This is a genomic window from Acetobacterium sp. KB-1 (assembly GCF_003260995.1).
In the GTDB taxonomy this organism is placed as follows: Bacteria; Bacillota; Clostridia; order Eubacteriales; family Eubacteriaceae; genus Acetobacterium; species Acetobacterium carbinolicum.
The window spans coordinates 1,159,092-1,175,609 of the sequence record NZ_CP030040.1 but is presented as its reverse complement, the minus strand read 5'-3'; the positions used below and the strand labels follow the sequence as shown (position 1 = coordinate 1,175,609).

The 16,518-nt window shown below is 44.7% G+C and carries 13 protein-coding genes; 10 read left to right on the top strand and 3 right to left on the bottom strand.

Annotated elements, in window-relative coordinates; genetic code table 11:
• Positions 1 to 2 precede the first annotated feature (2 nt).
• Both DOZ58_RS05415 and DOZ58_RS05410 read right to left on the bottom strand, forming a co-directional pair.
• Entirely contained in the window at positions 3 to 1,928 is a 1,926-nt protein-coding gene (locus DOZ58_RS05415) for an FAD-dependent oxidoreductase (RefSeq protein ID WP_111887387.1), read from the bottom strand.
• Positions 1,929 to 2,126: 198 nt separating this feature from the next.
• On the bottom strand, positions 2,127 to 2,783 hold the full coding sequence (locus tag DOZ58_RS05410; protein WP_162624436.1) for a TetR/AcrR family transcriptional regulator: 657 nt from the start codon (positions 2,781 to 2,783) through the stop codon (positions 2,127 to 2,129).
• Positions 2,784 to 3,156: 373 nt separating this feature from the next.
• Between DOZ58_RS05410 and DOZ58_RS05405 the strand changes: the two genes are divergently transcribed.
• Positions 3,157 to 4,266, top strand: coding sequence for a uroporphyrinogen decarboxylase family protein (locus tag DOZ58_RS05405; protein ID WP_162624435.1), 1,110 nt, complete (start codon positions 3,157 to 3,159; stop codon positions 4,264 to 4,266).
• Between the two features lie 70 nt (positions 4,267 to 4,336).
• On the opposite strand, the gene DOZ58_RS05400 is transcribed toward DOZ58_RS05405, so the two are convergent.
• Positions 4,337 to 4,981, bottom strand: coding sequence for a TetR/AcrR family transcriptional regulator (locus DOZ58_RS05400; protein ID WP_111887384.1), 645 nt, complete (start codon positions 4,979 to 4,981; stop codon positions 4,337 to 4,339).
• A 207-nt stretch (positions 4,982 to 5,188) separates the two neighbouring features.
• Here DOZ58_RS05400 and DOZ58_RS05395 point away from each other — a divergent pair, with 207 nt between their 5' ends.
• The 9 genes from DOZ58_RS05395 to DOZ58_RS05355 all read left to right on the top strand — a co-directional run bounded on the left by DOZ58_RS05395 (position 5,189) and on the right by DOZ58_RS05355 (position 16,332).
• Positions 5,189 to 6,169, top strand: a complete 981-nt coding sequence (locus DOZ58_RS05395) for a uroporphyrinogen decarboxylase family protein (RefSeq protein WP_111887383.1) — start codon at positions 5,189 to 5,191, stop codon at positions 6,167 to 6,169.
• A 41-nt stretch (positions 6,170 to 6,210) separates the two neighbouring features.
• Complete coding sequence (locus DOZ58_RS05390; RefSeq protein WP_111887382.1) at positions 6,211 to 7,008, top strand: methyltetrahydrofolate cobalamin methyltransferase; 798 nt, start codon at positions 6,211 to 6,213, stop codon at positions 7,006 to 7,008.
• Between the two features lie 103 nt (positions 7,009 to 7,111).
• Positions 7,112 to 7,741 carry a corrinoid protein gene (locus tag DOZ58_RS05385; protein WP_111887381.1) on the top strand — a complete coding sequence of 210 codons (630 nt, stop codon included), beginning with the start codon at positions 7,112 to 7,114 and terminating at the stop codon, positions 7,739 to 7,741.
• 93 nt (positions 7,742 to 7,834) lie between these two features.
• Positions 7,835 to 9,310: an MFS transporter gene (locus DOZ58_RS05380; protein ID WP_111887380.1), complete on the top strand. Its 1,476-nt coding sequence runs from the start codon at positions 7,835 to 7,837 to the stop codon at positions 9,308 to 9,310.
• Between the two features lie 94 nt (positions 9,311 to 9,404).
• A complete protein-coding gene (locus DOZ58_RS05375) occupies positions 9,405 to 10,799 on the top strand; it encodes an SLC13 family permease (protein WP_111887379.1) in 1,395 nt (464 codons plus the stop codon).
• A 221-nt stretch (positions 10,800 to 11,020) separates the two neighbouring features.
• The gene (locus tag DOZ58_RS05370) at positions 11,021 to 12,574 is read left to right on the top strand and encodes a sigma 54-interacting transcriptional regulator (protein ID WP_111887378.1); all 1,554 of its coding nucleotides are present in this window, start codon (positions 11,021 to 11,023) and stop codon (positions 12,572 to 12,574) included.
• A gap of 220 nt (positions 12,575 to 12,794) precedes the next feature.
• Positions 12,795 to 14,930, top strand: coding sequence for an acetyl-CoA decarbonylase/synthase complex subunit alpha/beta (gene acsB, locus DOZ58_RS05365; protein WP_111887377.1), 2,136 nt, complete (start codon positions 12,795 to 12,797; stop codon positions 14,928 to 14,930).
• A 276-nt stretch (positions 14,931 to 15,206) separates the two neighbouring features.
• On the top strand, positions 15,207 to 15,806 hold the full coding sequence (locus DOZ58_RS05360) for a GTP-binding protein (protein ID WP_111887376.1): 600 nt from the start codon (positions 15,207 to 15,209) through the stop codon (positions 15,804 to 15,806).
• Between the two features lie 40 nt (positions 15,807 to 15,846).
• Positions 15,847 to 16,332, top strand: coding sequence for a hypothetical protein (locus tag DOZ58_RS05355; RefSeq protein WP_111887375.1), 486 nt, complete (start codon positions 15,847 to 15,849; stop codon positions 16,330 to 16,332).
• Positions 16,333 to 16,518: the final 186 nt, after the last annotated feature.

The window sequence follows — 16,518 nt, the reverse complement described above, 5'->3', positions numbered from 1 at the left end:
GGTTACAGCGACAAGCCCGCATTAAAGCCATCGTTGATCGCCACCATGGCATTGCTGGTTTTGACGGCCCCGCCAATAACGATGACGTGGTTGTGAACGGCTGATAATGCTTCGGCCAGCTGGTTGTTGGGTCGGTAGCCCAATGCAATGACGACGGTATCGGCAGGCAGGGTCTGCTGGCCCTGGCTGTTTTCGATGATTACCCCATCATCCAGAATTTCGACCACTTTGGTTTGGGTCAATTGGTTGACCTCATATTCGCGGAGGATTTTCATCAGATTGAATTTGTTGACGCCATCGAGATCGCTGCAGATCTTGGGCAGCATTTCGATGATGGTCACATCCCGTTGCTGCATCGCCAGATGCGCAGCCGTTTCTGAACCGACCTCACCGCCGCCGGCCACAACAATTTGATCACCGGTGGCCACATTGCCCAGTAGGGCATCTTCAGCGGTGACAACCAGGGCTTTGTCGATCCCTTTGATCGCCGGTTTGCAGGGGGTTCCGCCGGTGGCGACGATAACGGTATCCGGTTTTTCAGCGGCCACCAGTTCTTTCGTCAATTCGCGGTTGAGATGAATCGTTACACCCAACTGATCCAGTTCGCTCGTGATCCAGTTGGTATAAGTGGCCAACTCACCCTTGCAGGGGGGATAAGCAGCGGATTTAAACTGACCGCCTAAAAAGCTGCCTTTTTCATAAAGCGTGACCTCGTGGCCTTTGATCGCCGCGGCGCGGGCCGCTTCCAGGCCACCGGGTCCGCCGCCGGCAATCAGGACTTTTTTCGGTTTGGTGACTTTGCTATAATCCAATTGATATTCTTGGCCCAGCGAGGGATTGACCAGACAGGTGATGGCTTCACCCACCAGTAACTTCCCGACACAGCCCTGCATACATCCGATGCAGTAGCGGATTGCGGTTAAATCACCAGCCTTGGCCTTATTTGGCAGCTCCGGATCGGCCAGGGAGCCCCGGCCCATTCCGATGAAATCGGCTTTGCCCATTTCCAGCAGACCATCGGCCATGCGGGGATCATTGATGCGGTTGACAGTAAAGACCGGGATATCCACGATTTGTTTGATCTCGGCAGCAAAGTCGACAGTCCAGGCATGGGAGACATACATCGGCGAAACAATCCCCTTATTATGATCGCCATAGGCGCCACTGGAAACATGCAGGGCATCAAAACCCCATTCGGCAAAGAGTTTAGCCAGGACCCGGGATTCAGAAATGTCCCGGCCGCCCTGAACCACTTCGTCAGCCGAAAAACGGATCATGACCGGGAAATCGTCGCCGACCTTGCCGCGGATATCGGCATAGATTTCTTTAACAAAGCGTAAGCGATTATCCAGACAACCGCCGTATTTATCAGTACGTTTGTTGACATAGGTGGACATGAATTCGGCAATTAAATAGCCATGTCCGGCATGCACTTCGATACCATCAAAGCCGGCCTGTTTAGCCCGTAAGGCACAGTCGCCAAAATCTTCAACAATCTGTTCAATCTCCGGAATGGTCAGTTCCCGGGGCAGTTGCCGCAACCACGGACAGGGGATTGCCGATGGGGCCACCGGCTGAACGCCGCCATTTACGAAGCTGGCGCTTTGGCGGCCGGCATGATAGATCTGAGCAAAGATTTTGGAATCATACTGATGAATGGTGTCGGTCAGTTTTTTGTGACTGGCAATCTGATCATCATTCCACAGCCCGGCAATAAACTGATAGCCCATGGCATGCTCGCTGACGGCATAATCTTCGGTAATAATCAGGCCCCAGCCGCCCTTGGCCTTGGCTTCGTGATAGGCAATATAACGATCGGTGGCGGTGCCGTCTTCATTGCAGTAATTGGCCACCATGGCGGTGACTGCCAGACGATTGGGAATCTCACACTGATTGATTTTCTTTGGTGTAAACAATTTAGTAAACATTTTGTACCTCGTTTTCATATTTGGATTTACTCATAGGATAAACCCTCAAGTCACTTCAAGGTCAAGCTGTTAATTAAAAAACTATCAAAGTTTTTTTGGTTAGGTTATTTGATGAAGCAGTGATAGCTTTTTTTGCTATCACTGTCAGAAGTAAAGTCCTGATTGATTATGAAACGTTGAAAATGATTGTTAAAAAGCTTAAATGAGCAGACGGATATGGGAATGATCATGCTTATGTTCAAATTCGAGGGCGTTGAATAAATAAGATTTTGTGAGTGTTTCATCCATCTGAAGCAACCGTCCCCGATATAGATGCATGGTTGTGATGACGTCATAAATCGTTTTATTGCCAGGATTTTCGATAAATCTCAGGATAAGTTCACGCCGAAGACCCAGTTCAGCAAATCTGATGTTGTCAATTTCATCCTGGTCAATTTCTTTACCCATGTCTCTAAAAAACTGGTGATAGACATGGTTGAAGTTTTGGCCCATATAGGCGCTGCTTGAGAGTTGATCATAAATTTCCTGCTGAAAACGGATGGTATTTTCATCAACAAAAATACCTGAATAATAGATATACGCAGCGAAAGTATTCTTTTCGATACTATTAATTTCATAAGTGATTTTCGATTCGATAAAAGAATATGATTTCATGTATAACTCTGAATAAATTTCAGTCAAAAGAGAATCCTTTGATTTAAAGTAGTAATTAAAATTCTTATGATTAACCCTTGCCTTTTCACAGATTTCTTTGGCCGAAGTTTTTTTAAAACCATTTTGATAAAATAACATTTTGGCAGCATTAATCATGCTTATTTTTGTCTGCAGACCTTTGCTTAATTTTTGAGGTATCATCTTATTCTCCATAATTTGTATTGGTATCAGTATAACACAGAGCGATCAGATATAAAATAAGTAAGATAAATATTAGTAAATCTTAATGATGAAAGATTGTAGATATGGAAAAAACTTCAATTGCACAAATGAAATCATTTAAATAAGCAGAATATTGGATGTTTTTTCATAAAAATAAGATTATGTATAAAAAATCTTTATTAATTGCTTGATTTTTTAAAAAATAATGTTATCATAGAGGTAATTAATAAGATATTTCTTATAAAATCTTAATAAGAAATGATAAGTGCTGATAATTGAGATTTTTTAATAAGGCAATATATGAAATATCTAGTTATTTCAAATATGGATGTTTAAAGTAAAGGAGTTTGTAATGAGAGAAAAATTTGATCAAAAAGAGTTTGAAGTAATTGGTGAATATCCAGACTATCCCACACATGTCATGGCATTGGTGCCAAAAGCGCCCATTCAGAAAAAATTTAACAGGCCAATAACAGCAAGAGAAAACTGGAAATTGCTATTCAATGGAAAAAAGCCATATTGGATTCCCCAGGCAGGTTTTTTCAACTGCGAAGTACAGGTGTTTCGTCCCAGAATGCATCCAGACAATGTTGCCACCCGGCTAGTCTTTGATGCTGAAGAATTACCCCAGTATGAAAGCAATATCGCAAAAGGTTGGTTTGATCTTGATTGGGAATGGGTGGATATTGCCGGTGGAGCATCCGTGCATCCGGGGAATCCGGCGGTGCGGGATATCAATAAATGGGAGGAACAGGTGCCATTCCCCAATTTAGACGATATGGATTGGGAAAACTGTATTGCGAAGAATAAGGACTATGTTAAATCTGACAAGATGGTACAAGTAGGATTGCTTTCAGGTTTCTGGGAAAGATTGATGTCTCTGATGGATGTCGATCATGCGGCAATCGCCCTGGTTGATGAGGATCAGCAGGATGGGGTGCATCGGTTGTTCGACAGATTAGCAGATTTGTATGTGGACTATATTGACCGACTGCATAAACATTTTGCAATTGATGGATTTCTGATCCACGACGATTGGGGGACACAAAATAATCCGTTTTTCTCGCTGGCAACATGTCGTGAAATGATTGTACCATACTTAAAACGAGTGGTTGATGCCTGTCATGAACGCAATATCGCTTTTGAACTGCATAGTTGTGGTCGGGTTGAGCCATTGGTGCCGGCATTGATTGAAGCCGGTGTGGATTTATGGTGCGGACAGACGATGAATGATTATCTTCGAATGGCGACAACTTATCAAGAGGTAAGTCTTGTTTTTGGGGTTCAGTTATTGCCAGAGCCAGCCGGCACCACCGCTGAAGAAATCCGAGCGATGGCTAAGGATTTTGTTGAGAAATATAAAGATTGTAAAATCGCTCTGGTTAATAAAGGCGCCAGCCCTTTGTTTTTCGCAGCGGTATATGAATTTAGCCGAAAAGCATATGAACAGGCTGAAGATTAATATCTATGTCATAGAAATTTAACAATCCAAGATATCGTATAAATTACTTTCTAAGTTCCGACAATTGTGATCAGATCAATAGTCGAATTGTTGAGCCGTCATGGTTTTCAAAAAAGGTCAGCGCTTCGTGAATATACTGCTGGGTTGTTTCTTCAGGAATTCGCATCAAACGGCCGGTCAGGGTCTGGATGGTGATATACAGTTCGGTTACTGTTTTGGTCTGCGGGGCGTTGATATATTGTAAGCCAAATTCCTTGCGGAGGCAGGAATCCGCAAAAACAGCGGTATCAAAGTCCACTTTGGTCATCCGGTTGGGCAGATCGCGAAAATAAGGATTGTATAATTTCAGAATAATTTCCTGGTAAATATATTCAGAGTGGAGCATTTCAGCGTGAAAGGCTCGGGTTTGGGGATCGCTGTAAATAGCATGGTAATGGTAGATCTGTTTGTAAAAATTGATTTGGATACCATTCATATTATCATGATAGGTGTTGGTTCGGACAAAGGACAATAATCTGACAATGAATTCTGAATAGATTCGTTCGGCAATATCCTTTTTTTTCTTAAAATAATAGGTTAATGTTCCTAGTTGGATGCCGGTCTCAGCACAGATATCCCGCATCGAAGTTTTAGCATAACCATTGTTGTAAAATAGTATTTTGGCAGTTTGCAAAATGATCTGTTCAGTCTGTAAACCCTTTTTATATTTTTTCATGAGGTCCTCTTGTCCAATCGTTTAAAATCTTTAATTTTATTATAGCATATCAGGGTGGGGACGATCACTAAAAATAAAATAGTACAAAAAATAAAATGTACGAAAATTATTGCATCGCCACGATCGATGTGTTAATATAGTACAAAATCAATAATGTACGAAAGTTGATTTGAGTCTATTGGAAATTATGTTAAAAGGAGAAAGTAAATGCTAACAAAAAGACAAAACTTAATGGAAACGATTAAAGGTGGCCAGCCGGACCGGTTTGTCAATCAGTATGAATTCCTGGAACTGATCAGAGAAGCGCCCAAAGAAGCCTTTATGACACCGAAGGGGACGGAAGTCAAAAATGCCTGGGGGATTACCATCCGCTGGCCGGAAGGTCAAATCGGGTCCTTTCCAGTTCACGATCATGGGCATAAGGTATTACAAGACATTACGAAGTGGCGCGAATACGTTAAGGCTCCAGCGGTAGATTATCCGGCTGAACGTTGGACGGAAGCCATTGCCCATGCCAAGGCGGTTGATCGCGATGAAAAATTTGTGACTGCCTTTGTAACGCCGGGGATCTTTGAACTGACCCACTATCTGATGGGAATGGAAGATGCCTTAATGAGTTATTACGAAGAACCAGAAGCCATGCATGAACTCATCGACTATCTGACTGAATATGAATTGCAGTACGCCCAGCAGCTGATTGACAACCTTCACCCGGATGCGCTGTTTCATCATGATGACTGGGGCAGTCAGATTTCGTCATTTATGTCGCCGGAAACCTTCAAGGAATTCATTTTGCCGGCTTACAAAAAAATCTATGGCTTCTATAAGGATAACGGCGTGGAACTGATTGTTCATCACAGCGACAGCTACGGCGTGAACCTGGTGCCCTTCATGATTGAAATGGGTATCGATATCTGGCAGGGCGTCATGAATACCAACAATATTCCCGAGCTGATCAAAGAATACGGCGGACAGATTTCATTTATGGGCGGCCTTCACAGCGGTGAAATTGATTTTCCTGACTGGACCCCTGAAATCGTTATGGAACATGTGGAGAGGGCTTGTAAAGAATGTGGCAAGCATTACTTTATTCCCAATCTCAGCCAGGGCGCACCAATCAGCTCATTCCCGGGTGTTTATGAGGCCACTTCGGAAGCCATCGACAAGATGAGTGCCGAACTGTTTTAACAATAAACAATAAATTAAATCACAGCTTTTGGAGGAAAAAATTGATAATTATTGGCGAAAAAATTAATGGGGCGATTCCCTCAACCGGGAAGGCCATAGCCGCAAAGGATGCTGAATTCATCCGAAACCTGGCCATTAAGCAGGCCGAAGCCGGGGCGAATTTCATCGACGTCTGTGCCTCAGTGGATGATGACATCGAACTGGAAACGATGAAATGGTTGATCGACATTGTTCAGGATGCCACCGACGTGCCGATTGCGGTGGACAGTCCCAATGTTTATACCTGCATTGAATCGATGAAATACTGTAACAAACCGGGACTGTTTAACTCGGTATCGCTGGAAGGCGGTAAGGTTGATGAGGCTTTCAAAGTACTGGCCGATACCAAATGGGAATGTGTTGCCTTATTAAATAGTGACAAGGGAATCCCTAAAACCGCCAAAGATCGACTGGAAGTGTTTACTGATTTAATGGCAAAATGTAAAGAATACAAGATCGACCCCTCCCGCATGCACATTGATCCCTTGATTGAAATGCTTTGTACCTCGGAAGATGGCATTGCCATGGTGACCGAAGTGATCCGGGAAATCAAAAAACAATATCCAACCATTCATGTCACCGGCGCCGTCAGCAACATTTCCTTCAACCTGCCCGCCCGTCGGATTGCCAATCAGGCCTTTGCCGTTTTGGCCATGAGTGCCGGCATGGACAGCTTTATTCTCGATCCGCTGAACAAGGATATGATGGGGATGCTGTTCGCCACCGAAGCGATGATGGGTGAAGATGAATACTGTATGGAATATATCGGCGCTTTCCGGGAAGGCATTTTCGTAAAATAAACAACAGCAAAAACAAGTTACAACCAAACCCGGTACCCACACAGGTTCCGGGTGGCTTAATATAGAAGTAAGTGCATTAAATTAAAAATCAAAGGAGAAAAAAATGTCAAAAATTGAAGAAGTAAAAGTTTTAGTCGAAACCGGTAAATCAAAAAAAGTCGCTGCCGCTGTTCAGGAAGCGCTGGATGCCGGTGACAAAGTCGCGGATATTCTCGAGGCGATGATCGCGTCGATGGGTGTGGTGGGAGATAAATTCTCAGCCGGTGAAATTTTTGTGCCGGAAATGCTGATTGCAGCCAAGGCCATGTCCAAAGGGGTGGAAGTGTTAAAACCATTGATGGCCGGCGAGGGATCTAACTCACTGGGTACCTGCATCATTGGAACGGTAGCTGGAGATCTCCACGATATTGGCAAAAATCTGGTTTCGATGATGATCGAAAGTGCCGGATTTGATATGGTGGATCTGGGCGTCGATGTTCCAGCCGAAAAATTTGTCACTGCTGTTAAAGAAAATGAACATGTCGTTCTGGTGGCCTGTTCTGGTCTGCTGACCACCACCATGCCAGCGTTAAAAGAAGCGGTCCAAACCATTAAAGCGGCCTTGCCAGAAATGAAGGTCATTGTCGGCGGGGCACCGGTGACGCCGGAATATGCTGCCGAAATCGGGGCCGATGGATATGCACCGGATGCCGGCAGTGCCGCCGTTAAAGCCAAAGAACTAGTTACTGCTTAACCTGTTTCCAAGCGGTTATTGCCAATTAGCCCGGCAACGAATAATGGCTGGAGTTTGCAATAACCGAAAAATAAAAATTTGAAGGAGAAGAAAATGAAAAAACCGTTAAGTAATGCACTCAAGCGATTTTACGGGATTGGTGACTTTGGATTCACCCTGATGGCAAACGTGGAACTTTATTATCTGGCTTATTTCCTGACAAACGTCGCTAAATTTGATTTAGCCACAACCGCCCTGATCATGACCACGACCAGCATGATCGATGTAATCTTGTCACCGTTCTACGGGGGCATCATCGATGGGATGAAGCCGATGAAATGGGGACGTTACCGCTCCTGGTTATTGGTAATGCCACCGATTGTAACACTCTTTTATACCCTGGAATTTACCACCATAGGGACCGGGGTGGTTCCTGTTGTGATCATTATTGGCGCCTACCTGGTGGCACATATCTTCTGGAATTTTTCCTATGTTGCCAATGTCGCCCTGATTCCAACCATTTCCAGTACCCCTGAAGACCGGGCGCAATTATCTGCTACCCGGGGGGCCTATAACAATGCCGGAAAACTGGCCTTCTCAGCCGTTGGTCTGGCCACGGTTTTATATATTGGTACCGCCATTGGCAATCCGGTACTGGGATTCACCCTGGTTGCTTTGGCGATGGCACTGGTTTATTGGGTCACGTACTTTCTTCATTTCAAAATGACGGATGGATACGAAGAAACCCATCAGGAAGCCAGCCAAAACAAGAAAAAGAAAGAAAAAACATCGATTATGCAAATGGCCAAATCACTGGTACAGAATCCCCATTTACTGGTGCTTTTGCTGGCCGATCTGACCCGCTGGATCGTTAACTTTGTGATGGCAGGTTCAGCTGCATATTTCTTTACCTATGTGACTAACAATGTCGCGATGTTCTCGGTTTATCTGCTGGTTGCCAATGGCATGGCTCTGATCGGTTCATATCTGAGCAAGTATGCAGCCAGCAAATTTACCACCCGGACAGCAGGTATTTTCGGATTCTATGCGCTGGGCGTATTTCTCTTAATCAGTCAGTTCTTTGTCAATGATATTATGATTGTACTGGTATTCCTTTCTTGTGCGCAATTCTTCCTGGGCTTCATTTACGCCCTGATTTCAGCGATGTATAGTGATGCGGTTATCTACAGTGAGTGGAAAACCGGATCAAAAGCGTCGGGTTGGATTATCTACAGTGAGTGGAAAACCGGATCAAAAGCGTCGGGTTGGATTATCTACAGTGAGTGGAAAACCGGATCAAAAGCGTCGGGTTGGATCATGGGATTAATGAATCTGCCATTAAAAATTGCTAATTTAATCAAAGGCGCGATTATTCCCGCAGTTCTGGCGGCGGTTGGTTTTGTGGCAAAAATGGACCCGGCAACAGCCACTCCTGAATTAAAAACCGGGATTGTCCAGCTGTTTGTCATAATCCCGGGGATCGGAATTCTGGTCGGAGCGGTTCTGTTGACGGTGGGTTACCGATTGACCCGGGCTAAAATTACAAATTATCAGAAAGAAATTGATGAACGACAGGCAATAGTTGAATAATTACTGAAATCAAAATTCTTTTGATCGGGCTGCTCTTTTCCTAAAAAGATTGGGCAGCACCTTTAATAAATAATCACAAGTGATGAGGGGATATATGAATAAAAAACAGATTATCGGGTTGGTTTTCAGTATTGCGGTGTTGATTACTTTTTATTTGCTGCCGATCCCGGAAGGCCTTAGCAACAATGGGATGATCACAATTGGCTTGCTGTTCTTCTTTTTGATCATGTTGATCACAGAAGCCCTGCCAGTTGGGGTCATTTGTTTTTTGTGTTTAGCGTTGCTGCCGACCCTGGGGGTTACCAAAAACCTGGGCACGGCCTTAGGCGGTTTTACCAATACGATTTTATTTTTTGTGTTGGCATCGTTTGGCCTGGCCGAGGCGGTATCATCAACTCCGATTGTCCAACGGGTTCTGCATGGGTTATTAAAAACTTTCGGACGCAATGTTAAAACCTGCGTGTTGGCAATCATGATTGCGGCTGCCGCCGTCTCGTCGATAGTAACCGATGTGCCGACGGTGGTGGTTTTCATGGGGGTCGGAGCCAGCTTTCTGAAATTGTTTAAAAATGAATCCGACCGCCATCAAACTGCTAAATCTCTGATGATGGGAATTCCGGTTGCCGTCATGCTGGGCGGCCTGATGACGCCGGCTGGCAGTGGTATTAATATTTTAACAATTGGTTTATTGCAAAGTATTGCCGGAATTCAGATTACCTTTATTCAATGGATGGTCTGTGCGATTCCGATCGTTTTGGTGATGGTCCCATTGGCATGGTTTATCCTGACCAAAATCTATCCACCGGCAGAAATTGATGCCAGTGAAATTAAAGCCTATCTCAATCAGATTGCGGTTCACGAAAAGGTGAGCCAGCGGGAAGGGAAGGTGATCATCATCGCCGCGGCGATGATGCTATTTTGGATGATGAGCTCCTTTTTTCCCGTTATCGAGGTGGCCGTGGTATCGCTTTTTGGTTGTGCCTTGTTCTTTATGCCCGGGATCAAGATTCTCACCTGGGAACAATATATGAAAGCCGTCAGTTGGACTTCCTATCTCCTCATCGGAACGGTCTTATGTATTGCCAACACCATCGTCGCTAACGGAGTCAGTGAGTGGTTTGTTACTTATGTTTTACCCTCATCGCTGTCGCTTTCGACCATGGGTGGGGTCTTTTTTGTGGCGGTGATGATTTTTGTGATCATGCTGATTGTTCCGGTCGCACCGGCATTGATTGGGGTGCTGACGCCGGTAATTGTCAGTTTGGCAGCAACAATGGGGATCAACCCGGCCTTATTGATTATTACCTTGGGCCTATGCGCAGGCAACTGCTATCTTTTTCCCATTGATACGATTCCACTGATCATCTACACCGCCGGCTATTATAAAATGACCGATATGCCCAAGGCGACCATCTGGATGCAACTAGCCTTTATTTTATTGGCGACCTTGTGGCTGCCGCTGGCCGGTTTGATTACCAAAATTGTCTGAGGGGATTTTGGCAGCAAAAGAGTTTATGATTTAAAAAAAATCTTTTTTAAGATCGCAAGCACAGTTAAAAGACAGATCCGTCAGATTTAAGTCACCGTAAACAAAAGCCGCTGCGTCAGCTCCGGCACCTTGATCATCAGCCAAACATCAGCTATAATAAAAGGAAAAGACGGGACGGATCGGGTCTTTTGTCAAATCCATAAATTTTAGGAGCGATGGCGATGGTTAATAATGGCATTGTGAACGATGAGAATTACAATCATGTTGAAAAAAATCTGAGAAATGTCCTGAATCTGACCAATACCAGTCAGAATGCCAGGGTTGTTGAGGAAGAAATCTATTATAATACCGCCAAAAATGTCGGACGCAACCTGAACGTGACCGATTATAACAGCTTATCCGAAAAGATCACGGCATTGGGAATTGGCCAGATCGTCATGACCAATATGTCCGATGAAAAAATTGTCTTTCGGTTGGACGACTGTTTTACCTGCAGCGACATGGAAAATATCGGGAAACCGGTCTGCTATTTTGAAGCGGGGATCCTGGCCGGGGCCGTCAGTACCATCAGTAAGCAGGAAATGGATGCCGTGGAAGTTAGGTGTAACGCCCTCGGCGACAGCTATTGCGAATTTGAAGTCACCAAAGCAAGTGCTCATAAAAAGAGCGTGAACAATGACAGCGATGGTGGGAAAACCGATATTAATATGCTTTACCTGACGATCAACTCCTTGAAACTGGCCAAAAGCAAAAATCAGCTGCTTGATAAAATTTCTGCGTTGGAAGAACAGATTGATGAAAAAAGCAAGGCCGGCAAACCGGACACCGCCACACTTCATGATCCAAAAGTAATGGTTGCCAGCGCTGAAATGATTGACCTGGTCAACTACATCAAGAAAGTGGCAAAAACGGATGCCTCAATTTTAATGCGTGGCGAAAGCGGTACCGGGAAAACGATGTTTGCCGAAGTTGTCCATCAGGAGAGCCCCAGAAGCCATCAACCGTTTATTTATATTGACTGCACTACCATTCCCAAGAATTTTTTTGAAACCGAACTGTTCGGATATACCCCCGGAGCATTTACCGGGGCCAACAAAAAGGGAAAAATTGGAAAATTGGAAATGGCCCAGGGCGGTACGGTTTTTTTAGATGAAATCGCCGAGATTCCCATCGAAATCCAATCCAAATTGCTGCGTTTTCTGCAGGAAAAAAAGTTTGAAAAAATGGGCGCCGTAACAACTCAACACGTTGATACCCGGGTAATTGCCGCCACCAGTCAAAACCTGGAAGCAATGATCGGGGCCGGTTTATTCCGAAAGGATCTTTACTACCGGCTCAATGTGATCAACATCGTGCTGCCGCCGCTGCGCGAAAGAAGTCAGGAGATTCCCGGTCTGGCGCAGCGAATCCTGACACAAATCAGCCAGGAAACGGGAACGGCGGTGAAAAAAATTGATGCCGCCGGTCTGCGTGAATTAATGAATTATAGTTGGCCGGGAAATATCCGAGAACTGGAGAATCTAATCAAAAGACTGACCTTTTTAGTCGATGATCCGATCATTTCCAGGACCGCGATTGAAAAAGAACTCAACACGGCGGAATCGTTAAATGTCTTTGCCGGGGTCGCCAAAAACGAAATCAAAGAAAATGAAAAAGAGCTGATCGTCAGAGTGCTGCAAAACTGCCGCGACAACAAGTCGGCGGCGGCTGCCAAACTGGGGATCACGCGTCAAACACTGTATAATAAAATCAAAAAGTATAACATCACATCATGACGTCCAGGTGGTTACCGGCTGGTGTCAAATTGTGTCAAAAAGTGTCAAGGTATCTTGGATAGTGTCAAAAAAATAGACACTGCTGATGCTGGAATATTAAACGAAACCCGCCTGGATGGAGAATCTGGCGGGTTTTACTGATTGGCACAAAAATTGCTATATATTTAGATATGTATAAATACTAAAAAAAAATTTCTTTGAAAAGGAAGAGTGAAAAACTATGAGTTTGACAGATTTAATTTACGCTGGTTCGAATGCGGTTGCTGGATTAACGGAAGGTGCAGTCAATGATGCCATTGCAAAATATGGCGAAGGTCATGCGGTTGGCTACCCGGATACGGCTTATTTTTTACCAATTATTTACGCCGCCACCGGTGTTAAAATTAAAATCCTGGGTGATTTACCAGCGGCAGTGGGGATTTTGAAAAGTCTGATCACCAATAAAGAAGACCTGGGTGACGCCTTAAACGCTGGACTGGCCACTGCCGTTGGCGCTGAAATTATTGAAGCGATCCGTTACCTGGATGGCGATCCTTACGTAAATGATGCCGGTATCGGGTTTGTTGCCGATCCGATTATTCGTTCTTTGGGCGTGCCGCTGGTAACTGGCGATATACCCGGGATTGCCGTGCTGTTAGGCGAATCCTCAGATCCTGCCGCTCTGGCTGCGATAGTTAAAGATTATCAGGAAAAAGGCTTACTGACCTTTATGGTTGGTAATATCATCGAGCAGGCCTTAGAGGCAGGTGTGAAAATGGGACTGGACTATCGCGTTATTCCTCTGGGCCATGAAGTAACCTCCGTAATACATGTGGTCTCCGTTGCGATTCGGGCCGCGCTGATCTTTGGCGGCATCGAGCCAGGTAAATTGTCAGCGTTTTTAACTTATACCAAAGAGCGGGTCCCGGCCTTTGTTAATACCTTCGGTGAATTAAACGAAGTGATTGTCTCGGTTGGCGCTGGTGCCATTGCTTTAGGCTTCCCGGTTATCGCCGATGTCCCGGTACCTGAAGTACCCGGCGCGTTAATGTCCCAGGCCGACCACGCCAAAACCGTCGAGTTTTCGTTAGAAGCCCGGGAAATTAAAATTAAAGTCACGAAAATCGATGTCCCGGTTTCCGTAGCCTCCGCTTTTGAAGGTGAACGGGTTCGTAAAGATACTATGTTTGCCGAATTTGGCGGCAACAAAACCGAGTGTTGGGAACTGGTTACCAGCGGTGATCCAGCCGAAATGGAAGATCATAAAATCACCCTGATCGGACCGGATATTGATGACGCGATGTTTGCTGGAGCTGACGTGGTTCGTTTGCCACTAGGAATTGTCGTGACCGTTGGCGGTAAGGCGATGCAGAAAGATTTCGAAACCGTATTGGAGCGCCGCATCCACTACTTCACCAACTACATCGATGGTGCCATGCATGTGGGCCAACGTAACATTGCCTGGATCCGCTTGACCAAAGAAGCCTTTGAAAAAGGGTTCCGCTTAAAACACATCGGTGAAGTGCTCTATGCTAAAATGCGTTCCGACTTTGAAAAGGTTGTTGATAAATGCGAAATTACCATCTACACTAAGGCGGAAGATGTCAAACGGCTGGGCGAAGAAATGGTTAAACCGATCTATGCCGAACGTGATGCCCGAATGAGTGCCTTAACCGATGCCAGCGTTGATGAATTCTATACCTGTTTATTATGTCAGTCATTTGCCCCCAGTCATGTCTGCGTCGTCACTCCGGAACGGTTGGGGTTGTGTGGCGCCGTCTCCTGGCTGGATGCCAAAGCCACCAAAGAACTGGATCCATTGGGACCCAATCAGCCGATTATCAAAGGTGAAGCCGTGGATGAACGACTGGGCATCTGGGATTCCGTCAACGAGGTGGTTAATGCCGCGTCTCAGGGAGCTGTCGAAAAAGTAACCCTCTATTCGATCCTCGAAGACCCAATGACTTCCTGCGGTTGTTTTGAATGTATCTGCGGAATCATGCCCGAAGCCAATGGCGTCATCATCGTTAATCGTGAATTCAGCCAGACCTCGCCGGTTGGCATGACCTTTGGCGAGTTGGCATCAATGACTGGCGGCGGCGTGCAGACCCCCGGCTTTATGGGTCATGGCCGTTTCCTGATTGGTTCGAAAAAATTCATGTCGGCTGAAGGTGGCTTATCGCGAATTGTCTGGATGCCAAAAGAATTAAAAGACGATGTGGCCGAAAGACTAAACAAAGCCGTCTTCGAAATGACCGGCATCGAAAACTTTACCAATATGGTCTGCGACGAAACCATTGCCACCGACTCGGAAGCCGTTTTGGAATTCCTGGAAACTAAAAACCATCCAGCCCTGGCGATGGACTCGATTATGTAGGCAATTTGCCACGCTGTTTCCGATTGGGTCGTTGATTAGGCAGGCTGATCTAAAAATGGACAGTGACCTATTCAGTCACAGAAAATTAATGCTAAAGACGTATTTCATTTATGAGATACGTCTTTTTTTATGCTAATCGTTAACTAAATGGGTTTATTGGATGAAAATATTCGTAAAATATTAAAAATAGATCATTATTGACTTGACAAAACGTTTTCACAGGTATATATTTTATCCATACATACTTGTACGTATAAGTTAGATTGGAGACAGAACATGAACGATCCAAAATTAATCCTGTTCACTGGATTTCTCGGTTCAGGAAAAACCTCTCTGTTGTTGGAGAGTGCCAAATATTTGGCAGAAAAAGACAAACGTTGCGCCATCATTGTCAACGAAGTGGGAGAGATTGGGATAGATAATCTTCAGATGAAAAAAATGGGCTATGATGTCTGGGAAATTTTTGGCGGTTGCATCTGTTGCACTTTGGCAATGAGTCTGGAGGAAACCATCACTCAGTTGATGACAGATTTTCAGCTGGATTATATTCTCATTGAGCCTTCCGGGGCAGCGGATCCATCAGCCATCTATCGACCGCTTGAACATAGTGGCTTTCGCAAAGAAAAAATCAGAAATGTGTTTATCCTGGATTCCACCCGGGTAGACATGTTCGAAGCGGTGTTGGAACCCTATCTGGCTACGTCTATTCCTCTGGCGGATGTCGTGGTGATCAATAAAATCGATGTGGCTAGTCCGGGGGAATTGGAAAAATCAGATATGATCATCGGGAAATATAACCAAACGGTTCCGTTATTAAAAATAAACGTGAATGAGTTGAGCGAAAATCAGATCAATGAGATGCTCAAACACGATTGAGTTAGTAGCAGTTTAAATAAAAGAATATGGAGAAGCGACTATGTATCAGAATACATTTGAAACCCTGGCAATTGAAACCACCCTGTCATCACGGCTGCCTATTCCCAATGAAAAGTGGCAGGAAATCGGCTGTTTTTTTATCCAAAGCTATCTCGAACAGCTGAGTAAGACCGAAAAATATGTTATTGGGCATATTAAAGGGTTGATTGAACTGGCTGATGATGGTTTTATCAAACTCAGCTGTGTCAGTCAGGATAAGCCGATAAACTGTGAAAGTCATAGTACTGGCGGAAACATTCGGGAAGGTCGCCTGACTTTTAATGGCATTGTATCCGGCATCGATAAAAATAAGAATCTTCAGTTTTTTCACATGGCCCTGGCACGAACTTGCAGTGTTTTTGAGTTGATGACCGATTATCGGGAAGCTCTGGATGATGAGTCCCTTAGCTATCAATCAGATAAGCCTTGTCCAGTTTGTCATGGTCATCATCAAGACTCAAACGAATCCTGCGATCATCACGATTAGTGATAATAGCCGATATGTATCGGTATTATAAAGAATCCATTAAGTAGAAAAAGGAGGAACGAACAGCAGATGACAAAAAAAGAAAAGACTCCTTAGGTTCCTAGTACAGGCATTGCGGGCCCTATAGTACTTGAGGAAGGTTTAAGGAGATCTCATCAGAATTTTAGCACAGATCCGAAGAAATGA

What these genes read in the sequence shown, in the direction of transcription:
- DOZ58_RS05405 (WP_162624435.1), top strand. Translation starts at nt 3,157, where the DNA reads ATGAGAGAAAAATTTGATCAAAAAGAGTTTGAAGTAATTGGTGAATAT.
- DOZ58_RS05375 (WP_111887379.1), top strand. Translation starts at nt 9,405, where the DNA reads ATGAATAAAAAACAGATTATCGGGTTGGTTTTCAGTATTGCGGTGTTG.
- DOZ58_RS05395 (WP_111887383.1), top strand. Translation starts at nt 5,189, where the DNA reads ATGCTAACAAAAAGACAAAACTTAATGGAAACGATTAAAGGTGGCCAG.
- DOZ58_RS05415 (WP_111887387.1), bottom strand. Translation starts at nt 1,928, where the DNA reads ATGTTTACTAAATTGTTTACACCAAAGAAAATCAATCAGTGTGAGATT.
- DOZ58_RS05355 (WP_111887375.1), top strand. Translation starts at nt 15,847, where the DNA reads ATGTATCAGAATACATTTGAAACCCTGGCAATTGAAACCACCCTGTCA.
- DOZ58_RS05385 (WP_111887381.1), top strand. Translation starts at nt 7,112, where the DNA reads ATGTCAAAAATTGAAGAAGTAAAAGTTTTAGTCGAAACCGGTAAATCA.
- DOZ58_RS05410 (WP_162624436.1), bottom strand. Translation starts at nt 2,783, where the DNA reads ATGATACCTCAAAAATTAAGCAAAGGTCTGCAGACAAAAATAAGCATG.
- DOZ58_RS05360 (WP_111887376.1), top strand. Translation starts at nt 15,207, where the DNA reads ATGAACGATCCAAAATTAATCCTGTTCACTGGATTTCTCGGTTCAGGA.
- DOZ58_RS05400 (WP_111887384.1), bottom strand. Translation starts at nt 4,981, where the DNA reads ATGAAAAAATATAAAAAGGGTTTACAGACTGAACAGATCATTTTGCAA.
- acsB (WP_111887377.1), top strand. Translation starts at nt 12,795, where the DNA reads ATGAGTTTGACAGATTTAATTTACGCTGGTTCGAATGCGGTTGCTGGA.
- DOZ58_RS05370 (WP_111887378.1), top strand. Translation starts at nt 11,021, where the DNA reads ATGGTTAATAATGGCATTGTGAACGATGAGAATTACAATCATGTTGAA.
- DOZ58_RS05380 (WP_111887380.1), top strand. Translation starts at nt 7,835, where the DNA reads ATGAAAAAACCGTTAAGTAATGCACTCAAGCGATTTTACGGGATTGGT.